This window comes from Microbacterium sp. M28 (genome assembly GCF_025836995.1).
GTDB lineage: Bacteria > Actinomycetota > Actinomycetes > Actinomycetales > Microbacteriaceae > Microbacterium.
Genome location: NZ_CP107546.1, coordinates 765,382 through 781,265, shown reverse-complemented (window position 1 = coordinate 781,265; position 15,884 = coordinate 765,382). Strand labels below are relative to the sequence as shown.

Below are 15,884 nucleotides of genomic sequence, written 5' to 3'. Positions count from 1 at the left end.
CTACCCGGCTTCGGCGGGTGCTTTCGCCCTCGCCCACCTCGCCGGCGTGTGCGGGCCGTCCCAGACCTGGATGACGCCCCAGAGAGCCGCGGTGATCGGTACGGCCAGGACCGCGCCGACGATGCCGCCCAGCACCGTACCGACGGTCAACGCCACGAGGATCACGAAGGCGTGCAGTTTCATGGAACGGCCCATGAGAACCGGCTGGAGGAAGTTGCCCTCCAGCTGATTGACGAGCACGACGACGCCGACGACGATCAGCGCGACGACCCAGCCGTTCGCGACGAGGGCGACGAGAGCCGCCAGAATGCCGGCGACCGTGGCGCCGACGATGGGGATGAACGCCAGCAGGAACACGAGCACGGCCAGCGGGATCGCGAGCGGCACCTGCAGGATGAGCAGACCGATGAGGATGCCGATCGCATCCACCGCGGCCACCGTGGCGGTGCCGCGTACATAGGAACCGAGCGTGCTGACCGTCTTGTCGCCGATGCGGCGAGCGCGCTGGTAGTCCTCACCGCGGAACGGGCGGAGCAGGAACTCCCACATCTGCGGGCCGTCCTTGAGGAAGAAGAACAGGATCGTCACCATGAGCACGAAGCCGGTGACGAAGTTGGCGACGGCGCTGACGCCGGCGAGCGCCCCGGATCCGAACTGGGCGCTCGTGACGAAATCGGTGAGCGTCGCGAGCCACTCGTCGACCTGCTCGGGCTGCAGGAACTCGAACGGCAGCGTCTGCGACCAGGCGATCAGATGCTGGACGCCCTCCTCCGCCTGCGCGTACAGCTCGTCCCATTGATCGCGGACCGCCCAGACGATCAGCCAGCCCAGCAGGCTCAGGATGACGACGATCGCCAGCAGGGTGATCAGCGTCGCGAGCACCGAGGGCACGCCGCGTCTGCGCATCCCGTTCATGACCGGGGTGAACGCGCAGGCGAGGATCAGCGCGATCATGAGCGGAATCGTCACGAGCGTGAGCTGCTGGATCGCGAAGATGATCCCGGCGGCGAGCACCACGACGACGATGATCTGGACGGCACGGATGCCCAGCTTCCCGAAGCCGTCGGCCCACAGGCTCCACGGCGCCCGAGTGGCCTTCAGCTCGACGTCCTGCGACTCCAGTCGGACGCGCTGCGGATCATTGCGGAACAGTCCCATGCCCTCGAGGCTAACCGCACTCGAGTGCGAACCACCAGGACTGCCTGCCGTTCACCGGTACACGCACGCCCCGGGAGGGTTACGATCGGTTCACACCCGATGAGGGGTGCACCGCAGGGCGAGAGGGGACGCATGCATCAGGACGCATCCGCCATGACGGCTGAGCGATTCGCGGAGCAGACCTCTGCCATCCTCGCCTCGGTCGGCAGGGTCATCGACGGCAAGGCGGATGCCGTGCGCAGCGCGTTGGTGTGCCTGCTCGCCGAGGGGCACCTGCTGATCGAGGACGTCCCCGGCGTCGGCAAGACCATGCTCGCCCGCGCGCTCGCCGCGAGCGTGGACGCGACGGTGCGACGCATCCAGTTCACCCCCGATCTGCTGCCCGGCGACGTCACCGGCGTGAGCGTCTACAACCCGGTCGATCGGGAGTTCGAGTTCAAGCAGGGCGCCGTGTTCGCCCACATCGTCATCGCGGACGAGATCAACCGTTCCTCCCCCAAGACGCAGTCGGCATTGCTGGAGGCCATGGAAGAGCAGCAGGTCACGGTCGACGGGCGCACGCACCCGCTTCCCAACCCGTTCCTCGTCGTCGCCACGCAGAACCCTCTCGAGATGGAGGGCACGTACGCGCTTCCCGAGGCGCAGCGCGACCGTTTCATGATGCGGATCTCGATGGGCTACCCGGATGCCGCCGCGGAAGCGCTGATGCTCCGTCAACGGGACACCGTGAATCCGCTCGCGGCGATCCGGCCCGTCCTGGGCGCCGAAGAGGTGCGCGCCCTCATCGAGGCCGCTCGTGCCGTGCATGTCGCGCCGAGCATCGAGGAGTACGCGGTCGCGCTGGCGCAGGCAACCAGGTCCGACCCCAGCCTTCATCTCGGCGCGAGCCCCCGCGCCACCCTGCAGCTCGTGCGTGCGGCGAAGGTCTGGGCGGCGCTCGATGCCCGCGAGTTCGTGATCCCCGATGACCTCACCGCGCTGCTCGTCCCCGTGTTCGCGCACCGGCTGCTGCCCGCGCGCGGCGTGCATCGCGCCGGCGCGCAGCCCGTCGAAGCCGCCCTCGCGCAGATCATCGATCGGGTGCGCGTACCCGTGGCGACCCGCATCTGAGCAGACCACGATGTCCGAACCCCGTCGACGCCCCCTCACCGCCCGCGGGGCGGGTGCCCTGGTGCTCGGTGTACTGTTCGCGATCGCGGCGAACGTCGTCTCGGCGCCGATCCTGATCTACGTCGCGGTCCTGCTGTTCGCCGTCACTGCTCTGGCCGTCGTCGTCGTCCACATGCCGCGGCGCAGCGGCACCGTCACCCGACAGATCTCCACCGACCTGCTCACCGTCGGCGAGGAATCCCGCATCACCGTGCGCTTCGCGCTGCGTTCGCTGCGCATCCCGCACGGCCGCTGGCGCGATGTGCTCCCGGATGCAGTGACCGGCGACGCGGCCGGCGAGTACCCGCCGGACACCGGGGTTCTGCGGTATCCGATCACCGGGGTGCGACGCGGGATCTGGCCCGTCGGGCCGCTCATCCTGCGCACCGTCGATCCATTCGGACTCGCGCAACGCGAGCAGGCGTTCGGCGAGACCAGGACGGTCACCGTGGTTCCCGAGGTCATACCTCTTGCGCCGCTCGCGGCGCACTGGGGCGCGGCTGGCGGCACGGCGCACACCGCGTCGAGCCGACTGGGCCAGGGCAGCGACAACCTCTCACCGCGTCACTACGTGTCCGGCGACTCCATGCGGCGCATCCACTGGCGCGCGACCGCGCACCGCGGCGAGCTGATGGTCCGTCAGGAGGAAGAGGAGTCCAACCCGGACGCGGTCGTCGTGATCGACCGCGCAGCCGGCCGGTGGGCCCGTGCGGACCGCGGAGTCGATGCGGCGTTCGAAGCAGCCGTATCGGCGTGCGCTTCGATCTCGCTGCACCTCGCCGGCGAAGGCTACAGCGTCGACGTCGTCGACAGCACCGGAGCTTCGATCGGCACGCTGCGCGGCCATGAGGACGAGCGCGACGAGCTCCTCGTCGCGCTCGCGATGATCACACCGCGTGGCGAAGGCCGAGACCTGGCGACCATCGTGGGCGGCACGCCCCCCGGCCCGCTCGTGCTCATCACCGGGCGAATCCCGGCCGACGATCGGGCGGCGCTGCATCACGGCGGGGCCGCCGTCCCGATCCTGCTCGCCACCGCCCCGGCGCCTGACCTCCTCGCAGCGGCATCCGCGGCCGGCTGGACCGGGGCCGTGCTCACGGACGACATCTCCGGTTCCTGGGAGCAGGCGCTGCCGGAGCGGATGATCACGGGAGGCGGCCGTGTCCCGCGTTGACGCGCCGACCGGCGCCTGGGCGGTGGACCTCGAGCCCAGCAGGGAGGGGATCGTCGGCCGCTCGCTGCTGGCCGCGTTCGCGGCGCTCGTCGCGCTGTGGCCGTACGTGCCGGTGGTGCAGGCCGGCCGGTGGAGTCTGATCGCGGGGACGCTGATCTTCATCGTGACCCTCATCGGCGCGATCGTCCGCGTGCTCATGGCGGATCGGTCGGCGCTCACCCGAACGCTGACGACGGTGGCGGTCCAGACCGGCGCATCCGTGATCCTGCTGACGGCCATGCTGCTGCCGCAGACCGCGCTGCTGGGCATCGTCCCGACGCCGGCCACCGTATCGGCGTTCTCCGAGCTGTTCGTGCAGGCCGGCGTCGAGGTCTACAACGGGTCGGCACCGCTCGAGGACACCCTGGCGCTGCGCACCGTGATCGGCACCGCGTTCGCCGCGGTCATCGTCCTCGTCGATCAGCTGGTGGCTCACCGCAGGGCGCTGATCGTCCTCGTGCTCGTCACGGTGGTGGGTGCCCTGCCGATGATCATCACCCTGGGCGACGCGAACGTGGTCTGGTTCGTCGCCCTTGCGGCGCTGATCCTGATGCTGCTTCGCAGCAGCGCGGGGAACGATCGCCACTCCGCACGGCGCGCCTCGGTCGCCGTCATGGCCGGTGTCGGGGTCGGCGCTATCGCGCTCACCGTCGTCGTGGCGCCGAATCTGCCCGTCTCGGCGTCGTGGACGGTGCCCGGCTCCGGCGTCACCATCGACGCCTCGCTGCGGCTGGGCGACGACCTGCGGCGACCGAACCCCACCCAGGTGATGTCGCTCGCCACGTCGGCCGAGACCGCGCCCTACCTGCGCATCGCCACCCTGTCGCGGTTCAACGGCGAAGTGTGGCGACCGGACCGCGAGGCGACGCAGTCGCTGTCGAGCGGCTTCGGCGACCCGGAATGGAACGACGAGCTCGCCGGCGACGACCGCCAGACCTCGATCCGCGTGCTCGCGCTCTCGAGCGATCGTCTTCCCGTCCCCTACCCCGCCGAGCGCCTGGTCGGCGTCTCGACGGGGTGGGAGGTCATGACGTCCAACCGCACGGTGGTGTCGGACGTGGCCGACGCGTCGGGGCGCGACTACACCGTCACCTCGGCGGTCGTGCGGCCCACGTTCGAGCAGATCACGGCGGTGCCGGCATCCGGCGGCGGTCTGTCGGCCGACGACCTCACCGATCTGCCCGAGATCATCGGTCGACTCGCGACGGAGGTCACCGCGGACTCCGCGACCGACTACGAGAAGCTGATCGCGCTGCAGAACTGGTTCCGCAGCGAGTTCGAATACTCCGTCGACACCCCGGTCGAGGAGGATTTCGATGGCACGGGCGCCGAAGCCGTCGCCGCGTTCCTGGAGGTTCGATCCGGATACTGCGTCCATTTCGCCGGCGCGTTCTCGCTGATGGCCAAGACTCTCGGGATGCCGGTGCGCGTCGTCGTGGGGTACCTGCCCGGTGAACTCACGGAGGAGACGCGCGGCGAGGAGAAGGTCTACGCCGTCATGAGCGATCAGCTGCACGCCTGGCCGGAGGTGCACTTCGACGGGATCGGCTGGGTGCCGTTCGAGCCCACCGCGACGCTCGGGACACCGACGGCCTTCGCGCGCGGCGCGACCACGGGCGGGACGGGATCGGATCCGGGGCAGACGCCGACACCGACCACCGCGCCGTCGGTCGCGCCGTCCGATGCTCCGACGATCGCGCCGGAGAACCCCGACGAAGCCCTCGGAGGCGAGGTGGTCAGGCAGCGACTCGATCCGACGCCGGTGCTGCTGACCGTCGCCGGAGCGGCGGTCGCGCTGCTGCTGCCGTTCCTGGCCAGGATCGTCCGCCGCGCGGCACGGGCCCGACGCGCATCCCGCGGCGACGCGGCGAGCGCGTGGCTGGAACTGCGCGACACGATGGTCGACCTCGGGCTGAATCCGTCCGACGCGCAGAGTCCGCGGGTGCGGGCACGGCTGCTCGCCTCCGAACGCCAGGTGGATGCCGCGTCGCTCGAGGCGCTGGTGCGCGCGATCGAGTACATCAGCTATGCGTCCACGGCATCCCGGCCCCCGGGCCGGAGCGTCGAGGACCTCGCGGTTCCCCTGCACCGCGTCCTCGGGGAGCTGCGTGCGTCCGTCGATGCGCGCAGACGGCTCGTCGCGACGTTCGCACCGCGATCGCTGTTCGTGCAGCGTACGCAGGTGTCTCCGGTCGAAGCCTGAGTTCAGCCCGCCGAAGATATCGGGAGCGTGGCTCCGGCGTGATCGGCGCATACGAGAGCGCCGCAGTCCTCACAGACGACCTGCTGGACACGGCACGAGGGATCGGGACAGTTCGCGGTGCGCTTGGTGAGCGCGTGACAGCCGACGCACTCCCCGATGACAGCGGCGTGGTCCGAGAAGTCGACGGACCCCCGGCCGTCGAAGACGTACAGCGAGCCATCCCACAGGCCGTCGTCTCCGTAGGTCTCGCCGTAGCGGACGATCCCGCCCTCGAGCTGGTAGACCTCACCGAAGCCGCGGGCCGCCATGAGGCTCGACAGCACCTCGCAGCGGATCCCGCCGGTGCAATACGTGACGACGGGCTTGCCCTTCAGGTCGTCGTAGGCGCCGGAGTCCAGCAGCCGGACGAAGTCGCGCGTCGTCGCCACGTCGGGCACGACAGCGCCCCGGAATCGTCCGATCTGCGCCTCGAGGGCGTTGCGCCCGTCGAGGAACACGACATCGTCGCGCTCGGCGATGAGTTCGTGGAGCGCCTCGGGACTCAGCCGCGTGCCACCACCGACGACTCCGTCGGCGGTGACCTGCAGCTCTCCCGGCGCTCCGAAGGAGACGATCTCGTCGCGCACCTTCACGCTGAGCTTGGGGAAGTCGATACTGTGACCGCTCTCGTCCATCCCGGTTCCCTCGCTCCACTTGATGTCGACGTTCTTGAACGGCGCGTACGAACGGAACGACCGCGCCCACTTCTTGAGCGCCGGCAGATCGCCCCCGAGCGTGCCGTTGATGCCGTCCTTCGAGATGATGACGCGGCCGCGGAGGCTCAGTGCCTCGCCGAGGTCGCGCTGCCACAGCCGGATCGCCTCGGGGTCGGCCAACGGCGTGAACACGTAGAACAGGACGATCTTGGGAGTTGCCACTCCAAGATTTTAGGCGCCGTCCCTGGCTCTGACCCGCGAGACGTACTTTGTGGAGTGAGACTTGGTCGCCCTGGCTAGGTGTCACCCCGCAGAGCACGTCTCGCGGAACAGTGGGGCGACCGGGCGTGGTCACGCGGGCGCGGGCGATCGGATAAGATGGACAGGTTGTTCCCTGGTGACGTGTCCGAGCGGCCGAAGGAGCACGCTTGGAAAGCGTGTGTTGTGCAAGCAACCGCGGGTTCGAATCCCGCCGTCACCGCCAAAACGCCGAAGGCCTCACGAAGTGGGGCCTTCGGCGTTTTCACGTGACGTCTGGCACCTCGACAATCAGGGCCCCTCGACGCCAGAGGCTCCGCGCGGCGCCGCCTGTGGTTCAGCCCGTCGACGCCGCGAACCTGACCCCGTACATGCACGACCCCTCCGGGCTCGGCAGACGCTGCATCCCCATCCGGTCGTAGAACGCACCGGCGGCGGTGTTCTCCGGGTTCATGCCGAGGTGCAGCCCCGGAACACCCCGGCGGCGCAGCTCTGCGAACAGGGTCTCGATGAGACGTCGTCCGACGCCCTGCCCCTGTGTCTCGGGGAGGAGGTCGATGTGCAGGTGCGCGGGGTACTCGCCCACGTGCGGCTCGCGTCCCGGCGCTCGACCGTAGGCGTAGTCGATCATCTTCTCTTCGCGCGTCTGCGGGTCCATCGACTTCGGGAAGCGATCGGTGTAGCGCGGCCACCATTCGTCGCGGAACCACTGCTCGAAGACCTCTGTGTCATCGGTGGCGACGATGTAGCCGATCACGCGCGAGTCGTCCGATTCGACCACCCAGCACAGGTCGGGGTGCCGCTCGGCATACGGCACCGCGAACAGCAGACCCCACAGCTCGTCGTCCGAGAACATCCCGGTCGCATCGCCGCCCGAGTCCGCAGTCTTGACGCAGACGTCGAGCAGCCCGTTGCGGTCCTCGGTGCGGTACGGGCGGATGTGTGCCACGGCGGACTCCTCTGTGCGCAGGCGGCCGTCCGGAGCGACGGCGGATTCCACCCTATCCGGCGCAGATGCCCTCGACGTCATCGTCCGCGGCCGTGCCGATCGTGGGGACGTCGCCGCGCACCCACGGCATCAGCACGGCAGCGATCAGCAACGCGGCGGATGCCCCGACCAGGGCGCCGCCGACCGTGTCCGTGAGCCAGTGCACGGCCAGCACTGTTCGCGAGAGCGCCATCGTGAGCACCCACAGCACCCCCAGCGCGTACATCCACAAGCGCGGGAACAGCACGCACAGCACCACGGCGATCGTCGCCGCGTTCGCCGTGTGCCCGGAGGGATACGATCCGTAATCGCTCAGCACGAGCATGTCTTCAGGGCGCGCACGCCCGAAAAGCTGCTTGAGCAGCTGCACGAGCACGGCGCTGGCGGCGAAGGCGGCGAGCGCGAACACCGCCGAACGCCAGCGTTTCGCGAGCAGCAGCCCGATGGCGACGACCGCGGGGACGACGAGGATGGCGATCCATCCGCCGCCGATGCGGTTCATCACATGCGCCAGAGTGATGAGCGCCTCAGGCGCGACGTCCACCATGAGGTCGTGCCACCAGCTGTCCAGCGCATACGGCTCGGCGGCCCCCTCGTCGATCGTGAGGTACGCGCCCAGGGCGATCGCCGCCAGAAGCGTGCCGAGTCCCCACCACAGGTAATGCCGTCTCATCCGCCCATTCTGCCGTGCGACGCCGAGGAAGCCGGCATCCGGCTCAGGGGTTCAGCATCCCGACGCTCCGCGGCCGCACGATCAGCCAGAGCGACAGGATGCCGATGGCTGCGCATCCGACCATGACCGATGCCATGGTCGTCGCCGTGATCGCTCCGCCGCCGGCGATGAGGAACACGACCGGGGAGATGATCGCCGCGACGCCGTTGTTGCTGGCGCCCAGGATGGATGCCGCGGTGCCCGCCGCCTTCCCGTGCCGGTCGAGCGCGAGCACCTGAACGCACGGGAATGTGAATCCGCAGGCGGTCATGAACAGGAACAGCGGGATCACGGTCCCCCACAGCCCGAGTCCGAGCTGGTCCGTGACGATGATCGCCAGCCCGGAGAGCAGCGCAGCCGACGTCGAGAACGCGAGCACCCACTGCGGCCCGAACCGGGCGGCCAGCCGCGAGGCCGTCTGCACGCCGAGCACCAGACCGAGCGAGTTCGCCGCGAACAGCCAGCCGTACTGCTGCGCATCCAGCCCGTGCGTCTGCTGGAACAGGAACGAGGATGCCGAGAGGTACGAGAAGAGCCCGGAGAACGTCATGCCGCCGATGATCAACACGCCGATGAACACGCGGTCCGAGAAGACGCTCCTGTAGCGCTGCAGCACCGTGGACGAGCCGCGATCGTGACGACGCTCCTTCGGCAGCGTCTCGGGGATCAGGAACAGTCCGCAGACGAGCATCGCGGAGCCGTAGCAGGCCAGGACCACGAAGATCCCCCGCCAGTCCATGACCGCGAGCAGTGCGGATCCGAGCAGCGGTGCGACCACCGGTGCGACGCCCGAGACGAGCGCGAGGCGCGACAGCATCACGACGAGGCGTCGCCCGCCGAACAGGTCGCGCACGATCGCCATCGCGACGACCCCACCCGCTGCCGCGCCGATGCCCATGAAGACACGTGCGGTCCCGAGCAGTATCAGGTCGGGCGCGAGAGCGGCGGCCAGGCTGGCGACCACGTGCAGCGCGGTCACGGAGATCAGCGGCACACGTCGGCCGACCTTGTCGCTCAGCGGACCGACCACGAGCTGGCCGATCGCGAACCCGATCATCGTACCGGTGAGCGTCAGCTGGATCGCCGCCGCCGTGGTCTGGAAGTCGCTCTCCAGCAGCGGGAACGCGGGAAGGTAGAGGTCGATCGTGAACGGCCCGAGGGCGGTCAGAGTTCCGAGCAGGATGATGTAGACGGTGCGGCGTGCGGTCGAGATCGCATCGCCCGGATGGAGCATGATGGGCGCGGTCGCCGGGTTGGGGCCGAGCGTGCGGATGGCGCCGGTGGGTGCCGAGGTGCGGATGCTGCCGGTGATCGTGCGGATCGTTCCGCTGGGTGTGCGATCGGATGCCGGAGCGGGAGATGTGTCAGGGTTCGTATGCGGCGTGCTGGTTTCGTGGCGGGGTGAGTCGGTCAAGGGAGCTTCCGGGGCGCGGGTGGTCGAATCGATTCGAGTGAATCGATTCGACCATGTTACTCCCCGCCGTCGCCCGGCATCAGCGCGCGATACGCGTCAGCGCCTGCTCCAGGTCGGCGATGAGATCGCGCACATCCTCGATTCCGACCGAGAGCCGCACGACGTTCTCGGGCACCGCGAGCGCGGTCCCTCGCACCGACGCGTGCGTCATCTCCGACGGATAGCCGATCAGCGACTCGACGCCTCCGAGCGACTCGGCGAGCTGGAACACCTCGGTGCTCTCAGCGAAGGCACGAGCCGCACCGGGCCCCGCGGTCAGCGCGAGCGACAGCATCCCGCCGAAGCCGGTCATCTGTCGGGCGGCGGTCTCGTGTCCCGGGTGCGTGGCGAGGCCGGGGTAGTACACCGTCTCGAACTCCGCACGCCCGGCCGCCCACTCGGCGATCGCCTGAGCGTTCTCGCTGTGCTGGCGCACACGGACCGCGAGCGTCTTGATGCCGCGCGTCGTGAGCCAGGCATCCAGCGGAGCCGACACGGCACCGACGGCGAACTGCTGGAACTTGACCGGCTCGTAGAAGCGATCGTCGCCGAACACCACCGCGCCGCCGAGCACGTCGGAGTGCCCGCCGAGGTACTTGGTCGTCGAGTGCACGACGAGGTCGGCGCCCAGTCCGAGCGGCTGCTGCAGGGCAGGCGAGGCGAACGTGTTGTCCACGACGACGATGGCCCCGCCCGCGTGCGCGATCTCGACGATCGCGGCGATGTCGACGATCTTGAGCAACGGGTTGCTGGGCGTCTCCACCCAGATGATCCTGGTCTCCGGGCGCAGAGCGGCGCGGATCGCGTCGGCATCCTCGAGGGCGACGATCGTCGTCTCGATCCCCCACGGGGCGAGCACGGTGGTCAGCAGACGGTAGGTGCCGCCGTAGACGTCGTTGCCCAGGATGACGTGGTCGCCGGGCTTCAGCAGCCCGCGAAGCAGCGCGTCCTCCGCTGCGAGCCCGGAGGCGAACGACAGCGCGGCCGAGCCGCCCTCGAGAGCCGCGAGCTGGGTCTCCAGCGCGCTGCGGGTCGGGTTGCCCGCCCGGTTGTACTCGTACCCCTCGCGGAACCCGCCGATGCCGTCCTGCACATGCGTGGAGGCCTGGTAGATCGGCGGGATGATCGCCCCCGTCCGCGGATCGGCTGTCTGACCTGCATGGATGGCGCGGGTGGCGAAGGAGTGCTCGGACATGGTCACAGCCTACGTCCGTCGCTCCCTCGCCACCCGCGCCTGTTACACGGCGTCGCGGCGGGCCGGCTATCCCTTGGTGGACCCCGCCAGCAGACCGCGCACAAAGTAGCGCTGCAAGGCGAAGAACACGATCAGCGGAACGATGATCGACACGAACGCCCCGGCCGTGAGCAGGTACCAGCCCTCACCGCGTCCGGTGATCTCGGCGAGCACCTTCGTGATCGGCGAGGCCGCACCATCGGCGAACACGAGGGCGACGAGCAGGTCGTTCCAGACCCACAGGAACTGGAAGATCGCCACCGACGCGATAGCCGGCATGGTCAGCGGCAGCACGATGCGGAAGAAGATCTGCCCGCGCGATGCGCCGTCCACCCTCGCCGCCTCGATGATCTCGCCGGGGATCTCGGACATGAAGTTGTGCAGCAGGTAGATCGCCAGCGGCAGGGCGAACATCGTGTGCGCGATCCAGACCTGCGCGTAGCCCTGCGACGCGTCGATCGACTCGGTGACCTGGATCCCGAAGAGGTTGATGCCCTTCGAGAACGAGGTCAGCAGCGGCACCAGCGCCATCTGGATCGGTACGATCTGCAGCGCGAACACGAAGATGAACAGCGCGTTGCGGCCCTTGAAGTCGATCCATGCGAACGCGTATGCCGCCATCGCCGCGATCATCAGCGGGATCAGCGTGGCAGGGATCGTGATCGCGATCGAGTTGACGAACGACTGCAGGATGGTCAGCTGCGTCGTACCGGACTGCAGCACCTCGACGTAGTTCTCGAACGTGAACTGCGGGTCGGCGAAGATCGTCCACCACCCGGAGGTGTTGATGTCGTCGCGCGGCCGGAACGAGGAGATGAACAACCCGAGCGTCGGGATCGTCCAGAGGACGGCGATGACGATCGACGCGATGGTCGCCCACGGCCGACTCAGCCGCTTGCGTGTGCGCCCTGCCGATGCCTCGAACCTGCCGCCCGTCGTGATCGCGCGGGTGCTGTTCGGATCGGTCTTCACGGTGTCGCTCATCGGATCTCCCGCTGCTTCTTGATCTGGCGCGCGTTGTAGATGACGATCGGCAGCACCAGGATGAACAGGATGACCGACAGCGCGGCGCTGCGTCCCGCCTCGAACTTGGAGAACTGCGTGTACATCTCGTTCGCGAGCACGCTCGTGCCGTAGTTTCCTGCCGTCATGGTGCGGACGATGTCGAAGACCTTCAGCGAGGCGATCGAGATGGTCGTGAGCACGACGATGAGTGCCGGGCGGATCGCGGGGACCGTGACCGACCAGAACCGCTGCCAGGCGTTGGCCCCGTCGAGCTCGGCCGCCTCGAGGAGTTCTGCCGGCACGCCCTTGATGGAGGCCGAGAGCACGACCATGGCGAATCCGGTCTGCACCCAGATGAGCACGACGATGAGGAACAGGTTGTTCCATGGCTCGTTCAGCAGCCACTGCTGCGGTTCGCCGCCGAACCAGACGACGATCTGGTTCAGCAGGCCGATCTGCTCGAACTCGGGTCCGCGGTACGCGTACATGAACCGCCAGATGATGCTGGCGCCGACGAACGAGATCGCCATCGGCATGAACACCAGGATCTTGTAGATCTTCTCGCCCCTGGTCCGGTCGATGAAGACCGCATAGGCGAGGCCGACCAGGGTCGACACGATGGGAACGATGAGCACCCACACGATCGTGTTGACGACCGCCGTGATCCCATCCGACTGCGTGAAGATCCAGACGTAGTTGTTCAGGCCGATGAAGTTGTCGCCGCTCGAGTTCCAGAACGAGGCGTACACGGTCTGGATCGACGGGAGGATGAGGCCGACCAGCAGGAGGAGAACGGCCGGAGCCATGAACGCGACCAGCTGGATCAGATACCCGGCGCCGTCACGTGAGCGGTAGTCGAGCAGGAAGAACAACGCACCGACGACGACGGCGACACCCATCGCCCAGTACCAGGAGTTGAAGAACCACATCACCGCGAACGGGACGATGAGGCACATCGCGAGGCGGATCCACGTGTACATCGCGCCCTTGCGCGGTGCGACGTCGACCAGGAGCAGGATCACCGCCACCACGACGGCGAACGCGATCACGACCACCACGGCCTGCAGGACGGGCGGAAGCGACCCGACCCATCTGAAGAATTCTGTCGCGTTCACGCAGTCCCCTTTTCATGACGCGAGGTGTGAAGGCGTGGGCGACTGCGCGCACGCCGGAGGGTGGGAGGGCCGCCTCCGTCGGAAAGCGGAGGCGGCCCGTGCAGGCGATTACTCGCTCGGCCAGCCGGTCTCGATCTGCTCGAGCACGGCGTCGGTCGGGTCGCCGTTGATCCAGGCGACCATGCCCTTCCAGAATGTTCCGGCGCCGACGGCACCGGGCATCAGGTCGCTGGCGTCGAAGCGGAACGTCGTCTCCTCGTCCTGCAGGATCTTGATGGTCTCCTGAAGGATCGGATCCTGAGCGCTCTCGGGGTCGAGCCCGCTGTTGGCGGAGACGACACCGCCGAGGCTGACCCGGTTGTTGGCCCACTCCGGGCTGGACAGGTACTCGAGCACCTGCTGCGTCGCCTCGGAGTCGCTGAACGCGCCGACGATCTCGCCACCACCGGTCACCGTGGTCTCGCCCTCGGCCTCACCGGGAAGGATGAACGCCCACACGTCGCCGTCCTCGGCGACCTTCGTGCCCTCCGGGTAGAAGCCGGAGAGGAACGATGCCTGGTGCGTCAGCGCGCACTTGCCCTCGGCCAGTGCCGGAGCCACGTCACCGAACGCCGTCGAGTTGATCGAGCGGACGTCGCCGAAACCGGCGTTGACGTAGCTCGGGTTCAGCAGGATCTCGCCGACCGAGTCGAACGCCGTCTTGATCTGCGGGTCCGTGAAGGGAACCTCGCCCGCCGCCCACTGGTCGTACACGTCCGTACCGGCCTGGCGCAGGACGTAGTCCTCGATCCAGTCCGTACCCGGCCAACCGGTCGCGGTGCCGGACTCGAAGCCGGCGCACCAGGGCGCAGCGCCCGACGTGGACTGGATCGTCGCGGTGAGCGCGTTCAGCTCGTCGAGCGTCTTGGGGACCTCGACGCCCCACTCCGCGAACTTCGCCGGCGAGTACCAGATCCAGCCCTTGACGCTCGCCATGAGCGGTGCGCCGTAGAACGTGTCGTCGACGGTGCCGTAGTTCACCCAGTCCTCGGACCAGTACTCATTGGCGTTCTCCACCACGGCCTCGGGCGCAGGCTTGAGGAAGTCCCGCGACGCGAAGTCCGCCATCAGACCCGGCTGCGGGAAGATCGCGATGTCCGGCGGGTTGCCGCCCTGCGCGCGCGTGCCGAGCTGCGTCTCGAAGTCCTGGCTGCCCTCGTACTTGATGTCGATGCCGGTCTCCTCTTCGAAGTCCGCCCAGGACTCCTGAAGCAGTTCGGCCTCCGCGTCCACGATCGTTCCGTAGATCGTGACGGTCTCGCCGTCGACGTCACCGCCTCCGCCTCCCCCGGTCGGCGCCCCCGGTGCGCCGCATCCCGCGAGCGCGATGCCCGCCACGCCCAACAGGGCCAGCGGCGCGATCAGCCTCTTGCGCTGCGAAAGAGTCATGTGATTTCTCCTCCTCGAGTTCACGTCCCCACAGAAGAATCGACCGTCTCGTCCGCGGCCGAATCGGGAACCGATTCCAGGCCAACCTACTTGCCCGAGCATGCCAGGCACAATGGCGAATCATCACAACCCGACAACCTTTTGCTCTGGGGCGCCGAAGCCCATGGGAGCGCTCCCGCGCGAATCACCTGGAACCGGTTCCGTTTCGTGCTCCGCGAGACTATCCTCGACCTCGTGCGCTCTGAGGCGCGCGGGTGTCGAGGAGGACGCATGAGCACGATCGCGGATGTCGCGGCGAGAGCCGGGGTGTCCAAGGCGACCGCGAGTCGGGCTCTGAGCGGTCGCGGTTACGTCTCAGATGAAACACGCCAACGGGTGGTGGATGCCGCGCAGGAGCTGTCGTACGTCGCCCATTCCTCCGCGACGAGCCTCGCCACCGGCCGCACGGGCACGATCGCGGTGATCGTGCCGACCCTCGACCGCTGGTTCTTCACCGAGCTCGTCGCCGGCATCCAGGAGTCGCTGCTCGACGGTGACCTCGATCTCGCGCTGTACGACATCCGCGAGGGGAGCCGGACCCGCGAACGCGTCTTCGAGGAGATCCTCCCCCGGCGCCGGTTCGACGGTCTGATCGCCGCGGGCATCCAGCCGAGTGCGCAGGAGCTCGAGAGACTGCTCCGGCTCGACCGAGCGCTCGTCGGCGTCGGCCCGTACAGTGAGGGGGCCAGCGCCGTCTCGATCGACGACATGAGCGTCGCGCGCATCGCGACGGAGCATCTGCTGGATCTCGGTCACACCGACATCGCGTTCGTCGGCACTGTGGAATCCGGCGACGGCAGCATCGGCGATCAACGGCGCTTCACCGGGTACCGCGACGCGATGGCGGCCGCCGGGACCGAGCCCCGTGTCGCGTTCGCGCAGTCGTCGATGTCGAGCGGCTACGCCGCCGCGGTCGATCTGCTCGGAGACCGGCGATCCCGCCCGACCGCGGTCGTCGGCGTGTGCGACGAGGCGGCGATCGGCACCATCATCGCCGCCCGCCGGCTCGGTATCGCGGTGCCGTCGCAGCTGAGCGTCATCGGCATCGACGACCATCGGGACGCCGAGATGTTCGCACTCACCACGATCCGTCAGCGCCCGCGCGATCAGGGCCGTGTGGCCGTTCGTCTGCTGCTCGCGCAGCTGACCGGAGCGGATGCCGGGATCGAGCATGTGGCCGCGGCCTCCGTCCTCGTGATGCGCAACTCGACGGCCGCACCGGCATCCTGAGCCG

The 15,884-nt window shown here is 68.5% G+C and carries 13 protein-coding genes and 1 tRNA gene; 5 read left to right on the top strand and 9 right to left on the bottom strand.

The genetic code is table 11. The features are described from left to right. Entirely contained in the window at positions 1–1,158 is a 1,158-nt protein-coding gene (locus tag OED01_RS03845; RefSeq protein ID WP_264157064.1) for an AI-2E family transporter, read from the bottom strand. A gap of 132 nt (positions 1,159–1,290) precedes the next feature. On the opposite strand from OED01_RS03845, the gene OED01_RS03840 reads away from it, so the two are divergent. The 3 genes from OED01_RS03840 to OED01_RS03830 are packed head-to-tail and all read left to right on the top strand — an operon-like array spanning position 1,291 to position 5,723. Then, positions 1,291–2,268 carry an AAA family ATPase gene (locus tag OED01_RS03840; RefSeq protein WP_264157063.1) on the top strand — a complete coding sequence of 326 codons (978 nt, stop codon included), beginning with the start codon at positions 1,291–1,293 and terminating at the stop codon, positions 2,266–2,268. A 10-nt stretch (positions 2,269–2,278) separates the two neighbouring features. After that, positions 2,279–3,481 (top strand): DUF58 domain-containing protein, encoded by a 1,203-nt coding sequence (locus tag OED01_RS03835; protein WP_264157062.1) that lies wholly within the window; start codon positions 2,279–2,281, stop codon positions 3,479–3,481. Continuing rightward, on the top strand, positions 3,468–5,723 hold the full coding sequence (locus OED01_RS03830; protein WP_264157061.1) for a transglutaminase TgpA family protein: 2,256 nt from the start codon (positions 3,468–3,470) through the stop codon (positions 5,721–5,723). The genes OED01_RS03835 and OED01_RS03830 overlap by 14 nt, the downstream gene beginning before the upstream one ends. 2 nt (positions 5,724–5,725) lie before the next feature. Here OED01_RS03830 and trhO read toward each other — a convergent pair whose 3' ends face one another. Next, positions 5,726–6,640, bottom strand: a complete 915-nt coding sequence (gene trhO, locus OED01_RS03825; protein ID WP_264157060.1) for an oxygen-dependent tRNA uridine(34) hydroxylase TrhO — start codon at positions 6,638–6,640, stop codon at positions 5,726–5,728. Between the two features lie 174 nt (positions 6,641–6,814). Between trhO and OED01_RS03820 the strand changes: the two genes are divergently transcribed. After that, positions 6,815–6,902 (top strand) — tRNA-Ser (locus tag OED01_RS03820). Between the two features lie 111 nt (positions 6,903–7,013). On the opposite strand, the gene OED01_RS03815 is transcribed toward OED01_RS03820, so the two are convergent. The 7 genes from OED01_RS03815 to OED01_RS03785 all read right to left on the bottom strand — a co-directional run bounded on the left by OED01_RS03815 (position 7,014) and on the right by OED01_RS03785 (position 14,611). Then, a complete protein-coding gene (locus OED01_RS03815) occupies positions 7,014–7,625 on the bottom strand; it encodes a GNAT family N-acetyltransferase (protein WP_264157059.1) in 612 nt (203 codons plus the stop codon). A gap of 52 nt (positions 7,626–7,677) precedes the next feature. Beyond that, a complete protein-coding gene (locus OED01_RS03810; protein WP_264157058.1) occupies positions 7,678–8,337 on the bottom strand; it encodes a phosphatase PAP2 family protein in 660 nt (219 codons plus the stop codon). 43 nt (positions 8,338–8,380) lie between these two features. After that, entirely contained in the window at positions 8,381–9,610 is a 1,230-nt protein-coding gene (locus tag OED01_RS03805; protein ID WP_264157907.1) for a multidrug effflux MFS transporter, read from the bottom strand. A gap of 259 nt (positions 9,611–9,869) precedes the next feature. Next, positions 9,870–11,024: a cystathionine gamma-synthase gene (locus OED01_RS03800; protein ID WP_264157057.1), complete on the bottom strand. Its 1,155-nt coding sequence runs from the start codon at positions 11,022–11,024 to the stop codon at positions 9,870–9,872. Positions 11,025–11,090: 66 nt separating this feature from the next. Continuing rightward, positions 11,091–12,047 carry a carbohydrate ABC transporter permease gene (locus OED01_RS03795; protein ID WP_264157056.1) on the bottom strand — a complete coding sequence of 319 codons (957 nt, stop codon included), beginning with the start codon at positions 12,045–12,047 and terminating at the stop codon, positions 11,091–11,093. Beyond that, the gene (locus tag OED01_RS03790) at positions 12,044–13,183 is read right to left on the bottom strand and encodes a carbohydrate ABC transporter permease (protein ID WP_264157055.1); all 1,140 of its coding nucleotides are present in this window, start codon (positions 13,181–13,183) and stop codon (positions 12,044–12,046) included. Before OED01_RS03790 ends, OED01_RS03795 begins: the two co-directional genes overlap by 4 nt. Before the next feature lie 108 nt (positions 13,184–13,291). Continuing rightward, positions 13,292–14,611 (bottom strand): ABC transporter substrate-binding protein, encoded by a 1,320-nt coding sequence (locus tag OED01_RS03785; protein WP_264157054.1) that lies wholly within the window; start codon positions 14,609–14,611, stop codon positions 13,292–13,294. Between the two features lie 270 nt (positions 14,612–14,881). Between OED01_RS03785 and OED01_RS03780 the strand changes: the two genes are divergently transcribed. Continuing rightward, a complete protein-coding gene (locus tag OED01_RS03780; protein ID WP_264157053.1) occupies positions 14,882–15,880 on the top strand; it encodes a LacI family DNA-binding transcriptional regulator in 999 nt (332 codons plus the stop codon). The last annotated feature ends 4 nt before the right edge of the window (positions 15,881–15,884 follow it).